The organism is Sulfurimonas denitrificans DSM 1251 (assembly GCF_000012965.1).
Taxonomy (GTDB): domain Bacteria; phylum Campylobacterota; class Campylobacteria; order Campylobacterales; family Sulfurimonadaceae; genus Sulfurimonas; species Sulfurimonas denitrificans.
Genome location: NC_007575.1, coordinates 600,054 through 616,427 on the forward strand (window position 1 = coordinate 600,054; position 16,374 = coordinate 616,427).

The following is a 16,374-nucleotide window of genomic DNA, read 5'->3' on the forward strand; positions in this document are numbered from 1 at the left end:
GTATTTGAAAATGAAAAAAATATTAAACCTAATAGGAAGAACAAAAGAGCTTTTTATAGATGACATTAATACTCATAATAAAGAGCTTAAAAATATAGTTTCATCTTCAACTTTTTTGGTTCTCGGCGGTGCTGGAAGTATCGGTCAAGCAGTCACCAAAGAGATATTTAAACGCCACCCTAAAAAGCTACATGTAGTAGATATATCTGAGAACAATATGGTTGAGTTGGTTAGAGATATACGAAGTAGTTTTGGATATATTGATGGAGATTTCCAAACCTTTGCTTTAGATATTGGTAGCTCTGAATATGACGCTTTTATCAAGTCTGATGGGAAATATGATTATGTTTTAAATCTCTCAGCACTCAAACATGTAAGAAGTGAAAAAGATCCATTTACACTTATGCGCATGATTGAGACAAATGTTTTTAATACCGATAAAACACTTCTACAATCCATAGAAAATGGGGTAAAAAAGTACTTTTGTGTAAGTACAGATAAAGCCGCAAATCCAGTAAATATGATGGGTGCTAGCAAGCGAATCATGGAGATGTTTGTGATGAGAAAATCACAGCAGATAGATGTCTCAATGGCACGATTTGCAAATGTGGCTTTTAGTGATGGAAGCCTTCTTCATGGTTTTGATCAGCGTATAAAAAAACTCCAACCCATAGTCGCTCCAAATGATATAAAAAGATACTTTGTTACAACGCAAGAGAGCGGTGAACTTTGTCTTATGTCTTGTATTTTTGCTCAAAACAGAGATATATTTTTCCCAAAACTAAGCGAAAATCTACATCTAATAACTTTTGCAGAGATTGCAGTAAAGTATTTAAAAGATTTAGGATATGAACCATATCTTTGCAAAGATGAAGATGAAGCAAGAAATTTTTTCACTGAAAATTTCAAATCAAATACAGAGCATTCAAAGCAGTGGCCATGCCTATTTACGGCAAGTGATACGACTGGAGAGAAGGATTTTGAAGAGTTTTTTACAGATGCAGAAACCTTAGATATGAATAGATTTGAGAATTTAGGTGTTATAAAAAATGAAGCAAATTATGATGAAGAGAAATTAAATCATTTTGAGAATACAATAAAAAAATATAAACAAAACCTCACATGGACAAAAGAAGATATTGTAAAAGAGTTTTTTAAAATGATTCCAGATTTTGGACATAAAGAGAGCGGTAAGTATCTTGATGCAAAGATGTAATATGAAAAATATAGTAGATTTTATACAAAATACTTTTAAAACTAAAGAGTTTGTTCCGCTTCATGAACCTAGATTTATAGGAAATGAAAAAAAATATTTAAACGACTGCATAGACTCTACTTTTGTCTCAAGCGTTGGTAAATATGTAGATACTTTTGAAAAAGAGTTTGCTTTGCGTGTAGGAAGTAAATACGCAATAGCAACGGTAAATGGAACTGCGGCGCTACATGTAAGTTTATTGCTTGTAGATGTAAAAAAAGACGATGAGGTTATCACTCAACCACTTACCTTTATAGCTACATGTAATGCTATCTCTTATCTTGGTGCAAAACCTGTTTTTGTGGATGTTGATATTGATACTATGGGTTTGAGTCCAGATTCACTAAAGAGATTTTTAGAAAAAAATTGTGAGATAAAAAACAGTACATGTATAAATAAAATCTCTGGCAAAGTGATAAAGGCTTGTGTCCCAATGCACACTTTTGGGCATCCTTGTCGTATTGATGAGATAAAAGAGATTTGTGATAAGTGGAATATATCTTTAGTAGAAGATGCAGCGGAGAGTTTGGGAAGTTACTATAAAAATAGGCATACAGGTACTTTTGGCAAAGTTGGAGCATTTAGTTTTAATGGCAATAAAATTATCACCTCAGGTGGGGGCGGAGTTATAGTTACAGATGATGAGGCGATAGCAAAAAGAGCAAAACACATCACAACAACAGCTAAAATCCCGCACCCTTATGAGTATGTACATGATGAGGTAGGCTACAACTACAGACTGCCAAATATAAATGCAGCCCTGCTTGTGGCTCAATTAGAGCAACTTGATGGATTTTTAGCCTCTAAAAGAGAGCTAGCTTTAAGATATAAAGAGTTTTTTTCAAAAAGTGAGATAGTTTTTGCAGAGGAGCCCAAGGAGAGTAAATCAAACTACTGGCTCCAAGCGATACTCTTAAGCGATAAAAACCAAAGAGATGAATTTTTAGAGTTTACAAATAAAAACGGCGTAATGACAAGACCTATTTGGCGGCTTATGAATGAGCTTGAGATGTTTAAAGATTGTCAAAGAGATAATTTAAAAAATGCTAAATATTTAGAACAAAGAGTTGTAAATATACCAAGTAGTGTGATTTTATAATGAAAGAAAAAATAATTTTAATCGGTGGCGGTGGGCATTGTCATAGTGTTATAGATGTTATTGAGCTTGAAGATAAGTATGAAATCGTAGGAATTATTGATATCAAAGAGAATATTGGAAAAAAAGTTTTAGGTTATGAAATTATTGGATGTGATGATGATTTGAGTACTATATTTCAAACTTGTAAAAATGCAGTTATAACAGTAGGACAAGTAAAATCAAACAGCATAAGAGTTGAGTTGTTTGAGAAGTTAAAAAGAGTGGGATTTAAACTGCCAACTATAATTTCGCCTTTGGCTTATGTGTCAAAGCATGCATGCGTAGATGAGGGAACTGTGGTTATGCATCATGCGCTTATAAATGCAAATGCAAAAATAGGTAAAAATTGCATCATAAACACAAAAGCTTTGATAGAACATGACGCGATTGTAGAAGATTATTGCCATATATCAACTGCAAGTGTTGTCAATGGTGGAGTGATAGTAAAAGCAGATACTTTTTTTGGAAGTAATGCAACTTCAAAACAGAGTGTAAAAGTCGAGGGATTTATAAAAGCTGGGAGTGTAGCAAAATGAGCAAAGTCTTTATAATAGCAGAGGCAGGAGTTAATCATAACGGAGATATAAAACTAGCCAAAAAGCTTATAGATGTAGCTTGTATTGCAGGTGTTGATGCTGTTAAATTTCAAACTTTTAAAGCAATTAATCTTGTAAGTAAAAATGCACAAAAGGCTGAGTATCAAAAAAAGAACATGAGTGATGGCGATGATTCTCAGTTTAACATGTTAAAAAAATTAGAGCTAGACATAGATACGCACAAAGAATTAATCGCATACTGCAACTCAAACAAGATAATGTTTTTATCTACCCCTTTTGACCATGATAGTATTGAGCTTTTAAATGATTTAGGGCTGCAAATTTTTAAAATTCCAAGCGGAGAGATTACAAATCTCCCATATTTAAGACACATAGGAAAACTAAACAAAAAAATCATACTCTCAACTGGAATGGCAGATATGGGCGAGATTGAAGATGCCCTAGATGTTTTAGTAAACGCTGGAACAAAAAAAGAGAATATTACAGTCTTACATGCTAACACAATGTACCCAACTCCTATGGAAGATGTAAATTTAAGAGCGATGATAACAATAGGAGAAGCTTTTGATGTAGCATTTGGATATAGTGACCATACTTTAGGCATAGAAGTTCCTATCGCAGCAGTTGCAATGGGCGCTACATGTATAGAAAAACACTTTACACTAGATTGTACGATGGATGGACCAGACCATAAAGCTTCACTAGAGCCAGACGAACTCAAAGCGATGGTAAAAGCTATACGAAATATTGAGTTAGCAATGGGAAGCGGTATCAAAAAACCATCTAAAAGTGAAATGCCAAATATTCAAATAGCTAGAAAATCTATAGTTGCAAAAAGTGGCATAAAAAAAGGTGAAATTTTAAGCGAAGAAAACCTAGCTATAAAAAGACCAGCAAATGGGATAAACCCTATGAGATGGGATGAAATCGTTGGAACTATTGCTTCTAAGGACTATGAGGAAGATGAGTTGATATGAATGAAATAATCACTACAGATAATCAAATGATACAAGACAAAATTTATACGCTAAGAGACGAACAAGTGATGTTGGATAAAGATTTGGCAGAGTTGTATGGAGTTGAAACAAAAAGAATTAATGAAGCAGTTAAAAATAATCAAGATAAATTTCAAGAAGATTTTTTCTTTGAATTGACAAATGATGAATTTAGTATTTTGCGGTCGAAACTTTCGACCGCAAAATTTGCTAAAACTAGAACTAATCCTAAAGTTTTTACAGAACAAGGTGTCTATATGTTGGCGACTATACTAAAGAGTAAAGTTGCTTCACAAACTACTGTTTTGATTATTAAAACATTTGCAAATATGAGAAAGTTTTTATTATCAAATGCGAGTATCTTTCAAAGACTAGACTCACTTGAAGTTAAACAAATCCAAAGCAAATTAGAATCAGATGAAAAGTTCAATAAAATCTTCAACGCTATAGAAGAAAAGGGCATACCACAAAAACAACATATCTTTTACAACGGACAGATTTTTGATGCATATCTTTTCGTAAGTGATATTATAAAAAATGCTAAAACATCTATAAAACTCATTGATAACTATGTAGATGAAACAACATTAATATTGTTTACTAAAAGAGATGCAAATGTAAGTATGACAATATATACAAAAACGATATCTGCACAGTTAAATCTAGATTTACAAAAATATAATGCTCAATACCCAAACATAGAGATAAAAAAGTTTGATTTATCACATGATAGATTTTTAATCATTGATGAAAAAGAGATATATCACTTTGGAGCTAGCTTAAAAGACTTAGGTAAAAAATGGTTTGCAGTCTCCAAGATGGATATTGATTCTTTTGAATTTATGGAGAAGTTGAAATGAGTAAAAGAAAAATATGTGTAGTAACAGGAACTAGAGCTGAGTATGGATTGCTTTATTGGCTTATGAAAGAGATACAAAATGATAGCGAACTAGAACTTCAACTCATTGTTACAGGAATGCACCTAAGTCCAGAGTTTGGACTGACTTATAAAGAGATAGAGAAAGATTTTAAAATTGATAAAAAAATAGAGATGTTGCTCTCTTCAGATACTGCTGTTGGCATCTCAAAGTCTATGGGCTTGGCTCAGATAAGTTTTGCAGAAGCTTATGAAGAGCTAAAGCCTGACATATTGGTAGTTTTAGGCGATAGATATGAAATATTTAGTGCTGTAAGTGCTGCTATGATAGCTCGTGTTCCTATTGCGCATTTACATGGCGGAGAGAGTACTGAGGGCGCATTTGATGAGTCTATTCGTCATAGCATAACAAAGATGAGTCATCTTCACTTTACTGCTACAGAGGAGTATAAAAAGAGAGTTATTCAACTTGGAGAGCAGCCGAAGAGAGTTTTTAATGTTGGTGGAATGGGAATAGAAAACATTAAAAGATTAAAACTTTTAACAAAAAAAGAGTTTGAAGAGTCAATTAATTTTAAACTTAACAAAAAAAACATATTAGTAACTTTTCATCCCGTAACTCTTGAAAATTCAACCGCCAAAGAGCAATTTCAAGAGCTCCTTGATGCAATAGATGAGTTAAGGGATACAAATATAATTTTTACAAAAGCAAATAGTGATACAGATGGAAGAGTTATAAATCAGATGTGTGATGAGTATGTTACTAATAATCATCATAAATCAATTTGCTTTACTTCCTTAGGGCAGTTACGCTACTTAAGCGCATTGCAACATGTAGATGCTATGATTGGCAATAGCTCTAGCGGCTTAGCAGAAGCCCCTAGCTTTAAGATAGGAACTATCAACATCGGAGATAGGCAAAAAGGACGCATACAAGCCAAAAGTGTGATAGATTGTGAGCCTATAAAATCATCAATTTCTCAAGCGTTTAAAAAGCTTTACACTCAAGAGTTTCAAGAGTTATTAAAAAATACAGCAAACCCTTATGGTGATGGGTGCGCAAGTATAAAGATTGTTAAGGAACTAAAAAAGTTAGATTTAGATAATATTTTAAAAAAATTATTTTATGATTTAAGGGTTTAATTATGAAAAGAATAAATAATATAAAACTAAAACCAACTTCAACTATAAAAGAAGCACTTATAATTATTGATAGTGGTGCCATGCAGATAGCTTTAATAGTTGATGAAAATGACAGGCTCTTAGGAACACTTACAGATGGAGATATAAGAAGAGGACTTCTAAAAGGGCTGGATTTAAATAGTTCCATAGAGTCTGTTATATTTAAAACTCCAACAGTTGCTAAGATAAGTGATACAAAAGAGGAAATTCTAAAAATAGCACTTACAAAAAAACTCCATCAAATTCCTATAGTAGATGAAGATGGAAAAATTATAGGTATTCAAGATATAGAAGAGCTTATAAAACCAAAAGATAAAACAAACAGAGTTATTTTAATGGTAGGAGGTTTAGGGACAAGACTTAGACCACTTACAGAAAATACTCCAAAGCCCATGCTTAAAGTTGGAAACAAACCAATACTTCAGACTATAGTGGAAAAATTTGCTGAGTATGGTTACACAAATATAGTTATGTGTGTAAATTATAAATCACATGTAATAGAGAACTATTTTGGGGATGGGAGTGAGTTTGGAGTAAACATAGAGTATGTCTTGGAAGATAAACGTATGGGAACAGCTGGGGCATTAAGTCTTCTTAAAACCAAACCAACAGAGCCATTTTTTGTAATGAATGGAGACTTGCTTACCAATGTTAACTTTGCTCATTTAGACAACTATCATCTCTCAAATAACGCAATGGCAACTATGTGTGTAAGAGAGTATGATTTTCAAGTGCCTTATGGGGTTGTAAGTATAAAAAATAGCAAAATACTCTCCATAGAAGAGAAACCAACACATAAGTTTTTTGTAAGCGCTGGAATATATATGCTTTCTCCAGAAATCTTAGAGTATATTCCAAAAAATCAGTTTTATGATATGCCAACACTCTTTGAAGATCTTATAAGCAAAAATAAAAATGTAGTCTCCTTTCCTTTGAGAGAGTATTGGCTTGATATTGGACGAATGGAAGAGTTTGAAAAAGCAAATAATGAGTATGATGAGGTGTTTTAATGTATAAGGATAAAACTTTTTTAGTAGTCATTCCAGCACGTGGTGGAAGCAAAGGGTTGCCTGGTAAAAACATAAAAGAGATTTGCTCTAAACCACTCATTGCATGGAGTATTGAAGCTGGTGTTAAAAGTAAACATGTAGATGAGGTAATGGTAACAACTGATTATCAAGATATAGCAGATATTGCCAAAAAATATGGTGCAAATGTTCCATTTTTAAGACCTGATTTTTTAGCTAGTGATACTGCAACCTCATTTGATGCGATAAAACATACAATAGATTTTTATAAAAATGAGCTTCATAAAGAGTTTGATTATATTGTGTTGCTTGAGCCAACTTCACCGCTAAGAGAAGATTATGATATTGATAATATGATAGAAAAAATAGTTAATAATGAAAATGAGTTTGACTCTATCGTCTCAATAGGCGAAGTTCATGAACACCCATCCATTATGAAAAAAATTATAAACAATAATCATCTCTCTTCTTATTGCCAAGAGTTAGAGATGAAAACAAGAAGACAAGATAATGATGTTGCCTATTTTCCTTATGGTGTTGCATACATCGTAAAAACAAAATCTTTGCTAGAGGAAGAGACATTTTACACAAAAAGAAATACTTTTTATGAGATAAAGCGTTACCAATGTTATGAGATAGATGATGTTTATGATTTCTTAGCGATTGAGAATATAATGAAATTTGAATGGGGGATATGATGAGATTTTTAGTAATTGGTTTAGGCTCAATGGGAAAGCGAAGAGTTCGCAATCTTATAGCATTAGGACATAAAGATAGTGTCGCAGGATTTGATTTAAGAGAAGATAGAAGAGATGAAGCTAAAAAGTATGAGATTGAATTATATGATAGTTTTGATAGAGCGATGGAGGAGTTTAAGCCAGATGCATTTTTAATCTCAACACCACCAAATTTACATATGCACTATGCCTATATCGCACAAGAGAATGGTATTCACTCTTTTATAGAAGCTTCAGTTGTTGATGCTCAAAAAATATTAGAGTTGTCAAAAATTTTAAAAGATAAAAAACTCGTAATGGCTCCATCATGTACGATGCGCTACTACCCAATGCCTATGAAGATAAAAGAGTTAGTTTTAGGCGGTGTTATTGGTAAAGTTTTAAACTATAACTACCACACAGGGCAGTATCTTCCAGATTGGCATCCATGGGAGAAAATAGAAGATTTTTATGTCTCAAATCCTGATACTGGAGGATGCAGAGAGATTGTTCCTTTTGAGCTTACATGGCTAAATGATATTTTTGGCGATGGCAAACCTTTAGCCTGTGTCAGAAGAAAATTAACTGATATGCAAGCTAATATAGATGATATTTATCACTCTATTTTAGAGTATCCAAATAACGTGATTGGAAATCTAACAGTAGAAGTAATATCTAGACCAAAAGCAACCAGAGAGATTAGAATATTGGGCTCAGAGGGCGAAATTGCTTATAGTGCAGACAGCAATGAGTTACGATATATAAATACAAAAATGTCTGATTGGGATAGAATAAACTTTGACACAGGTACTGTTGAGAGCGGGTATATCAATCCAGAAGAGCCATATATAAATGAAGTAAAAGCATATATAGATGCAATTATTGATGTGAAAAATGCTAAGCCATCATCATATCCAAACACACTAGAAGATGATTATAAGATACTACAAACACTTTACAAATTAGAAGAAATAAGCGAGGGAAGAGATGACTTATCAAGATAGATTATTAAAAGTAATTCCAGGGGGAGCGCACACATACAGCAGAGGGTATGATCAATATCCACTAAATGCACCACAAATTCTAAAAAGAGGAAAAGGTGCTTATATTTATGATGAAGCAGAGAATGAATTTTTAGATTATGGAATGGCTCTTCGTGCTGTAAATCTAGGTTATGCAAATGATGAAGTAAATCAAGCAGCAATTAAACAGATTGAGTATGGTAATAATCTTACAAAACCAAGTTTGATTGAGCTTGAAGCAGCTGAACTTTTAGTAGATATGATAGATAGCGTTGATATGGTAAAGTTTACCAAAAATGGCTCAACCGCAACAACGGCAGCAGTTAAATTAAGTCGTGCATATACTGGTAGAACTTTAATAGCTAGATGTGTGGAACAACCTTTTTTTAGTTACGATGACTGGTTTATTGGCTCAACTCCAATAACTAAAGGGATAACAAAAAACGATATAGAAAATACAAAACTATTTAATTATAACAATATAGAGAGTTTAGAAAAATTGTTTAGTGAGTTTCCAAATGAGATTGCTTGTGTGATGCTCGAACCTTCTTCAACTGAACATCCAAAAGATAATTTTCTACATAAAGTAAAAGAACTTTGTCATAAAAATGGGGCAGTTTTTATACTTGATGAGATGATTACTGGGTTTAGATGGCATCTAAAAGGGGCTCAACACTACTATGATGTTAAAGCAGACCTTTGTACTTTTGGAAAAGCTATGGCAAATGGTTTTTCAGTTGCTGCAATTGCTGGAAAAAGAGAGATTATGCAGTTAGGTTCTATTGAATTTATAGGACAAGAGAGGCTGTTTTTACTCTCAACAACGCATGGAGCTGAGATGAGCGGGCTTGGCGCATTTGTAGAAACAATGAAGTTTATGAAAGAACAGCGTGTAGTTGAGCACATGTGGAATTATGGAGAAAAACTAATAGCGCTTATGAATGAGAGTGCTAAAAAATATGGGATAGAGAAAAACTTTATAGCAGGTGGCATAGAGTGTAGTCCTTACTATTTGACATTTGATAAAGATGGTGCAAACTCTTTAGGACTTAGAACACTGTTTTCTCAAGAGATGATAAAAAATGGTGTTTTAATGCCATGGATAGCACTCTCTTATGCTCATGGCGATAAAGAGCTAGAGATAACAAAAAATGCATTAGAGAAAACATTTGAAGTGTATAGAAAAGCGGTTGATGATGGATATGAAAAATATTTAGTTGGGGAAGCAATCAAGCCAGTATTTAGAAAGTTTAATTAATGAAAATAGCTTTGATTTCCTTAAACCAGATTTGGGAAGATAAAGATAAAAATTTAATTTTATGTGAAAAAAATATACAAAAAGCTGTAGAAGGCAAGGCTGATTTGATTATTTTTCCAGAGATGACATTGACAGGATTTTCTAACAATATACCTTTTATAGTAGAAAATATTGAAGATAGTAAAACAATAAAAGAGTTTTCATCTTTGGCTAAAAAATACAATACTGCATTGGTTTTTGGAGTTGCAATAAAAGATGGAGATAAAGCATTAAACAAGGCTGTCTTTATTGATAAAAATGGTAGCGTTTTGGGGAAGTACTCAAAAATTCATCCATTTACTTTTGCAGGAGAAGATAAATATTTTAATGCTGGAAACAGTCTTGAAATTGTAAATTTTGAAAATTTTAAGATAGGGTTAACAATCTGTTATGACTTAAGATTTCCTGAACTTTATAGCTCATTAGCTAAAAGTTGTGATTTGGTTATCAATATCGCGAATTGGCCTTTTAAAAGAGTAGCGCATTGGAATACGCTGCTTAAAGCAAGAGCAATAGAAAATCAAATCTTTATAGCAGGAATAAATAGAGTGGGAGTTGATGGAAATAATTTGGAGTATTGTGAGAGCAGTAATATGTTTAATGCAAATGGAGAACAGGTATATTTTGAACAAATTGATGAGATGAAACTTTATGAAATAGAGAAAGATTGGACTAAAGAATTTAAAAGTAAATTTAATACAACAAATGATAGAAAAGTAGAATTTTATAAGGAAATATTGTAATGCTGAATGAAAATATAGTAGTTATCACAGGTGGAGCTGGACTTATAGGAAAAGAATTTGTTAAAGCTGTCGTTGAAAATAATGGTATCGCAATTATTGCAGATATAAATAAAGAGATAGGTCTTGAAGCAAAAGAGAGTTTATCAAAAGAGTTAAATACTACAAAAATAGATTTTGTAAAACTTGATATTACTTCAAAAGAGTCTTTAAGTGAATGTATAGAGTACCTAAACGAAAAATATGGAAAAATTGATGCACTTGTAAATAATGCTTATCCAAGAAATAAAAATTATGGAAGACATTTTTTTGATGTAGAATATGATGATTTTATAGAAAATTTAGGATTAAATCTTGGTGGGTATTTTACAACTTCACAACAGTTTGCAAAATACTTCAAGAAGCAAGGTTATGGAAATATAATAAATATAAGCTCAATATATGGAGTTATGGCTCCTAAATTTGAGGTATATTCAAACACTTCTATGACAATGCCTGTAGAGTATGCAGCAATTAAGGCAGGGCTTATCCATCTTACAAAATATATGTCAAAATATTTTAAAGGTATGAATATAAAAGTAAATGCCCTAAGCCCTGGAGGTATTCTTGACAATCAGCCACAAGAGTTTTTGGATAAATATAAACAAGAGTGTTCCAACAAAGGAATGCTTGACAAGAGTGATTTAAAAGGTACGTTAATCTATCTGCTTAGTGATATGAGCAAGTATGTAAATGGGCAAAATATAATAGTTGATGATGGGTTTAGTTTATGATTTATATGTACAGATTCATTTATATAATACTAAAAATATAATTTATATAGGAAAAATATATGAAAAATTTATTTGTTGCAAGATCACCATTACAAGTTATAAATGCGATTGAAGCCGTTAAGCACTTTAAATTGACAAACAATACTCTTGTGCTTATTTATAATCGATCAACTGCAAATACAAAACAGATGCGATTTTTATTAAGCTTACTTGAGTGGGAAGAGGTTATTCATATAGAAGATGGTTATGGATCAAAGATATTAAAATATGTAAATTTGATAAAAAAACTTAGAAAAGAGAGATTTAATTACATTTTTGTCGGAGAGCTTGGCGTATCTTATAAGATGATAATCGCAAATATAAAAAAAGAGAAAGTTTTTCTTATGGATGATGGAACAGCTACTATTGTTTATTATAATACTTTTATAAAGCAAGATAGATACAATAAATATAATTTTAAAGAGTTGCGATTTTTACTGTTTGGTTTAAAGATAAAAATTAGAGACAAAATAAATTTATTTACTTATTTTGATTTAGCGCCAGTTCATGGCAATGAAGTAATAAAAAACAATTTAGCATATTTTAAACGAAAATATTTAAGTAATGCTATAAAAGAGAATGATATAGTTTATTTTATAGGACAACCTGCTGATATATTTATGGACATTGATGTTTATAAAAAAGACATAGAGGCATTGATAAAAAAATTTAATAAAAAAATAGTCTATATTCCTCATCGTTTAGAGGTTTACAAACAACAAGAGGCTATTAACTCTATTGAAAGTGACCTTTTTGAAGTTAAAAAACTAGACGTACCAATAGAGTTGTATTTTTTACAAAGTGATGTATATCCAATGCATATAGTTTCTTATTACTCTACGGCATTAGTAACACTAAAGTTCCTTTTTGATATGTGTATAAATGAATATATAATAGTTCCTAAAAACAGTATTAATGAAAAGAGATATGAAGGGATAGAGAGTTGCTACTCTATATTTAAAGAATCAGGTATGCATCAATTGCAAATTTAATAAAAACAAGGATAAGTTGCGTATGAAAAACTTATTTGTACTTAAATCGCCACTACAGGTTATAAACGCCCTTGAAGCAGTAGCGCATTTTAAATTATCAAAAAACATATTTGTTTTGATATACACAGACTCTTTAGTTAATGAAAATCAGATGAGAGAGCTCGCAGATAGTAATAGTATGCCTGATATTGAATTTATACATGTTAAAAAAGAGTTTAAATCTAAATTTTTAAAATATGTTCAGCTTATAAAAGAGTTTAAAAAAGATAGTTACAATCATATTTTTTTAGGAGAGATTGGCAAATTTCATAAAGTTCTTTTGGCAAATATAAAAAAAGAGAAGGTATTCTTACTAGACGATGGAACAGCGACTATTAAATTTTATAATGAAGTTATCAAAACGAATAAGTACAATAGATATAAATTTAAAGAGATGAGGTTTTTATTATTTGGATTAAGAGTTAAAATAAAAGATAAAATAAATCTATTTACCTATTTTGATTTTGAGCCAATTCATGGGGTTGAAATTGTAAAAAACAGATTGGAAAATCTGAGAAAAAATAATCAAGGGCAAGAGTGTAAGCACAATGAAGAGATTATCTATTTTATAGGTGAGCCGTTAGATCAAATAAACGTTATCGATACGGATACGTATAAAGATATGATTGAAAATTTAATAAATATGTTCAAAAAAAAAGTTATATATATTCCGCATAGATATGAATCTAAACAGTTAAAAAAAACAGTATCTTCAGTTGATAACAAACTATTTGAGATAAAAAATATAAATAAACCAATAGAGACCTATTTTATAGAACAAAAAATATATCCTAAACATATAATATCCTGCTCTTCAACAGCGCTTACAACATTAGGCATGATGTATGAAGAGGCTATCGTAAATATAATAAAAATCCCAGAAAATGATAATAACAGGGCATATTTTGATAGTTTTTTAAGAGAGTTCTATGAAAATTCAGATAAAAATAGAGTAATTACATTTAGAGAGTTGGGAATTATAAAATAAAGTTTATCAACCTTTCAACACTTTTTAGAGATAATCGCCCTCATTATAAAATATAAACAACTTTTACAAGGATATATATGTTAGATTTTGCAAAATTTACTAAGTACTCAAAGCCTGGACCTCGTTATACTAGTTATCCTACTGCACTGGAGTTTAGTGACTCTTTTGGGTATGACGAATATATACAAAAATTAAAATCTCAAGACTCTTCGCGTCCTTTGAGTCTCTATTTTCATCTTCCATTTTGTAAAAATGCATGTTATTTTTGTGGTTGTAATGTTGTTTTTACCTCTAAAGAGGATAAGATGCTTCGCTATTTGGAGTACCTAAAGAGAGAGTTAAAGATACTATCTTCTTTTGTTGATTGTAATCGTTCTGTTATTCAGATGCATTTTGGTGGTGGAACACCTACCTTTTTTAGCGCAGAGCAGTTGGATGAAGTTATAAAAGAGATTAGACATTTTTTTCCAAACTTTGTAAAAGAAGCTGAGATTAGTTGTGAAATAGATCCTCGTCATATTGATGAAGATCAGATGAGAGTTTTAAGCCAAAATGGTTTTAATCGTGTAAGCTTTGGTATCCAAGACTTCAATGAAAAAGTACAGATTGCAGTTCATAGAGTTCAGCCTTATGAGATAACAAAATATGCTATGGATCTCGCAAGAAAGTACAACATGCACTCTGTTAATGTTGACCTTATTTATGGACTTCCATTTCAAACATTGGAAACTTTTAAAGAGACGTTAGCACGCTCTTTGACGCTCAATGCTGATAGATATGCTGTGTTTAACTATGCCCATGTGCCGTGGATGAAAAAAACTATGCGAAAAATTGATGAAACAACGCTTCCGCTTCCTGATGAAAAACTCCAAATCATGCAATATACAATAGACTTTTTGACATCAAACGGTTATAGAATGATAGGAATGGATCACTTTGCAAAACCAGAAGATGAACTTTTTAAAGCTATAGAAAAAGGTGAGTTACATAGAAATTTCCAAGGTTACACAACTAAAGGTGGAGCGGACTTGATAGGTGTTGGACTCACTTCCATAGGCGAGGGTGTCTCACACTATGCACAAAATTTTAAAGAGATGAAAGAGTACGAAGCAGCCATCGAAGAGGGCAAACTCCCTTTTGAGAGAGGTGTTGCTTTAAATGAAGATGATATGATTCGCCAATATGTAATTATGGAGCTTATGAGCAACTTCAAACTTGATATAAAAAGATTTGAGAAACTCTTTAACATCGATTTTAAAACATATTTTACAGATGCAATAAATGAGCTAAAACCTTTTGTTGATGATGAGCTCTTGACTATGAATGACAACTTCATAGAGTGCTCTCAGACAGGAACTCTACTGATTAGAAACATTGCTATGCCTTTTGATGCTTACATGAAGCGCCACTCAGCAAATGCAAAAACCTTCTCTAAAACGGTGTAAAAATGAGCAAATCTGCACAAGAAATCTTTAACTTTGGTGCTACAACTGATGAGTGCATAAAGTGTGGAAAGTGTATTCCAGTTTGTACAATTCACAATGTAAATGCGGATGAGGTTACTTCTCCTCGTGGATTTTTAGACCTACTTGGTGCTTACCAAAGAGGGAATTTAGAGTTAGATCAAAACGCTAAAGATATTTTTGAGAGCTGTTTTTTATGTACAGCATGTGTTGAAGTATGCCCAAAATCACTTCCAACAGATATGGTAATAGAACAAGTTAGAGCAGATATTGGTAAAAAGTTTGGTATTGCTTGGTATAAAAGAGCGTTTTTCTTGCTTCTTCGTCATAGATGGCTAAATGATATTGCTTTTAAACTCGGCTGGGTATTTCAAACATGTGGATTTAAAATTAAAGCAGATGTTGACTCTATGAGCGGTAGATTTAATCTGCCGATGTTAAAGGCGGATAGGCTTCTTCCTAGTCTTAAAAAAACATCATTTTTAAATTCACACCCTGAAAATATAAGCAATGGCGGCAAGCGAAAAGTAGCTATTTTTATAGGCTGTTTGGGTAATTATAACTATGTAAATGTGGGAAATTCTCTCTTAGAGATACTAGAGCATCTGGGTATTGACGCATTTTTGGCAAAAGATCAGAAGTGCTGCAGCGCTCCTGCTTATTTTACAGGTGATTTTTATACAGTTGATTATAACGCAAAGTTTAACATAGAGTACTTTGAGAGTTTTAGTAAAGATGTAGAAGCTATTATTATTCCAGAAGCTACATGTAGCGCTATGATAAAAATAGACTATGAGCACTATTTTCATGACCAACCAGAATGGAAGGCAAGAGCAGTTGCTATTAAAGATAAGATTTTTATGGCAACTGAGTGGCTAGAGCAGAAAACAGAGCTGTCAAATATTTTAAAAACAAAGAAAAAAGATCCAAAAATAGTCACTTATCATGACCCGTGTCATGCAAGAAAAATGCAAGGGATTTACGAAGAACCACGAACTCTTATAAGTAAAAATTACGACATAGTTGAGATGAGCGATCCAAATACATGTTGTGGTTTTGGTGGTGTGACTATGCAGAGCGAGAAGTATCATTTTGCTAAAGCTGCTGGTATTCCAAAGGCCGATATGATTAAAAAAACTGGCGCAGATATAGTAAGCTCAGAGTGTAGTGCATGTAGAATGCAGATAAACGCTTCAATGAACTATGTGGATGCTCCTCAAATCTTTAAAAACCCTATCGAGCTTATAGCCGAAGCACTAAGAGAATAGGGCAG

At 32.2% G+C, this 16,374-nt stretch carries 16 protein-coding genes; all 16 read left to right on the forward strand.

Going from position 1 to position 16,374, the window contains the following annotated elements:
• Positions 1 to 10 precede the first annotated feature (10 nt).
• The 16 genes from SUDEN_RS03095 (at position 11) to SUDEN_RS03170 (ending at position 16,369) form a co-directional block, all read left to right on the forward strand.
• Entirely contained in the window at positions 11 to 1,216 is a 1,206-nt protein-coding gene (locus tag SUDEN_RS03095; protein WP_011372225.1) for a UDP-N-acetylglucosamine 4,6-dehydratase, read from the forward strand.
• A 1-nt stretch (position 1,217) separates the two neighbouring features.
• Positions 1,218 to 2,354: a LegC family aminotransferase gene (locus tag SUDEN_RS03100; RefSeq protein ID WP_041672186.1), complete on the forward strand. Its 1,137-nt coding sequence runs from the start codon at positions 1,218 to 1,220 to the stop codon at positions 2,352 to 2,354.
• On the forward strand, positions 2,354 to 2,929 hold the full coding sequence (locus SUDEN_RS03105) for a NeuD/PglB/VioB family sugar acetyltransferase (protein ID WP_011372227.1): 576 nt from the start codon (positions 2,354 to 2,356) through the stop codon (positions 2,927 to 2,929). Before SUDEN_RS03100 ends, SUDEN_RS03105 begins: the two co-directional genes overlap by 1 nt.
• The gene (gene neuB, locus SUDEN_RS03110; RefSeq protein WP_011372228.1) at positions 2,926 to 3,927 is read left to right on the forward strand and encodes an N-acetylneuraminate synthase; all 1,002 of its coding nucleotides are present in this window, start codon (positions 2,926 to 2,928) and stop codon (positions 3,925 to 3,927) included. Before SUDEN_RS03105 ends, neuB begins: the two co-directional genes overlap by 4 nt.
• Positions 3,924 to 4,805, forward strand: a complete 882-nt coding sequence (locus SUDEN_RS03115; RefSeq protein ID WP_011372229.1) for an ORF6N domain-containing protein — start codon at positions 3,924 to 3,926, stop codon at positions 4,803 to 4,805. Before neuB ends, SUDEN_RS03115 begins: the two co-directional genes overlap by 4 nt.
• Entirely contained in the window at positions 4,802 to 5,965 is a 1,164-nt protein-coding gene (gene neuC, locus SUDEN_RS03120) for a UDP-N-acetylglucosamine 2-epimerase (RefSeq protein WP_011372230.1), read from the forward strand. The genes SUDEN_RS03115 and neuC overlap by 4 nt, the downstream gene beginning before the upstream one ends.
• Positions 5,966 to 5,967: 2 nt before the next feature.
• Positions 5,968 to 7,014: a nucleotidyltransferase family protein gene (locus SUDEN_RS03125; protein ID WP_011372231.1), complete on the forward strand. Its 1,047-nt coding sequence runs from the start codon at positions 5,968 to 5,970 to the stop codon at positions 7,012 to 7,014.
• Positions 7,014 to 7,730 (forward strand): acylneuraminate cytidylyltransferase family protein, encoded by a 717-nt coding sequence (locus SUDEN_RS03130; protein ID WP_011372232.1) that lies wholly within the window; start codon positions 7,014 to 7,016, stop codon positions 7,728 to 7,730. Before SUDEN_RS03125 ends, SUDEN_RS03130 begins: the two co-directional genes overlap by 1 nt.
• Positions 7,730 to 8,752, forward strand: coding sequence for a Gfo/Idh/MocA family protein (locus tag SUDEN_RS03135; protein WP_011372233.1), 1,023 nt, complete (start codon positions 7,730 to 7,732; stop codon positions 8,750 to 8,752). Before SUDEN_RS03130 ends, SUDEN_RS03135 begins: the two co-directional genes overlap by 1 nt.
• On the forward strand, positions 8,736 to 10,028 hold the full coding sequence (locus SUDEN_RS03140; RefSeq protein ID WP_011372234.1) for a glutamate-1-semialdehyde 2,1-aminomutase: 1,293 nt from the start codon (positions 8,736 to 8,738) through the stop codon (positions 10,026 to 10,028). Before SUDEN_RS03135 ends, SUDEN_RS03140 begins: the two co-directional genes overlap by 17 nt.
• Positions 10,028 to 10,810: a carbon-nitrogen family hydrolase gene (locus SUDEN_RS03145; protein WP_011372235.1), complete on the forward strand. Its 783-nt coding sequence runs from the start codon at positions 10,028 to 10,030 to the stop codon at positions 10,808 to 10,810. The genes SUDEN_RS03140 and SUDEN_RS03145 overlap by 1 nt, the downstream gene beginning before the upstream one ends.
• Positions 10,810 to 11,580 (forward strand): oxidoreductase, encoded by a 771-nt coding sequence (locus tag SUDEN_RS03150; protein WP_011372236.1) that lies wholly within the window; start codon positions 10,810 to 10,812, stop codon positions 11,578 to 11,580. The genes SUDEN_RS03145 and SUDEN_RS03150 overlap by 1 nt, the downstream gene beginning before the upstream one ends.
• A gap of 59 nt (positions 11,581 to 11,639) precedes the next feature.
• A complete protein-coding gene (locus tag SUDEN_RS03155) occupies positions 11,640 to 12,611 on the forward strand; it encodes a hypothetical protein (protein WP_011372237.1) in 972 nt (323 codons plus the stop codon).
• 22 nt (positions 12,612 to 12,633) lie between these two features.
• The gene (locus SUDEN_RS03160; RefSeq protein ID WP_011372238.1) at positions 12,634 to 13,638 is read left to right on the forward strand and encodes a hypothetical protein; all 1,005 of its coding nucleotides are present in this window, start codon (positions 12,634 to 12,636) and stop codon (positions 13,636 to 13,638) included.
• Between the two features lie 77 nt (positions 13,639 to 13,715).
• Positions 13,716 to 15,083, forward strand: a complete 1,368-nt coding sequence (gene hemN, locus SUDEN_RS03165) for an oxygen-independent coproporphyrinogen III oxidase (protein WP_011372239.1) — start codon at positions 13,716 to 13,718, stop codon at positions 15,081 to 15,083.
• A 2-nt stretch (positions 15,084 to 15,085) separates the two neighbouring features.
• Complete coding sequence (locus SUDEN_RS03170; RefSeq protein ID WP_011372240.1) at positions 15,086 to 16,369, forward strand: (Fe-S)-binding protein; 1,284 nt, start codon at positions 15,086 to 15,088, stop codon at positions 16,367 to 16,369.
• Positions 16,370 to 16,374: the final 5 nt, after the last annotated feature.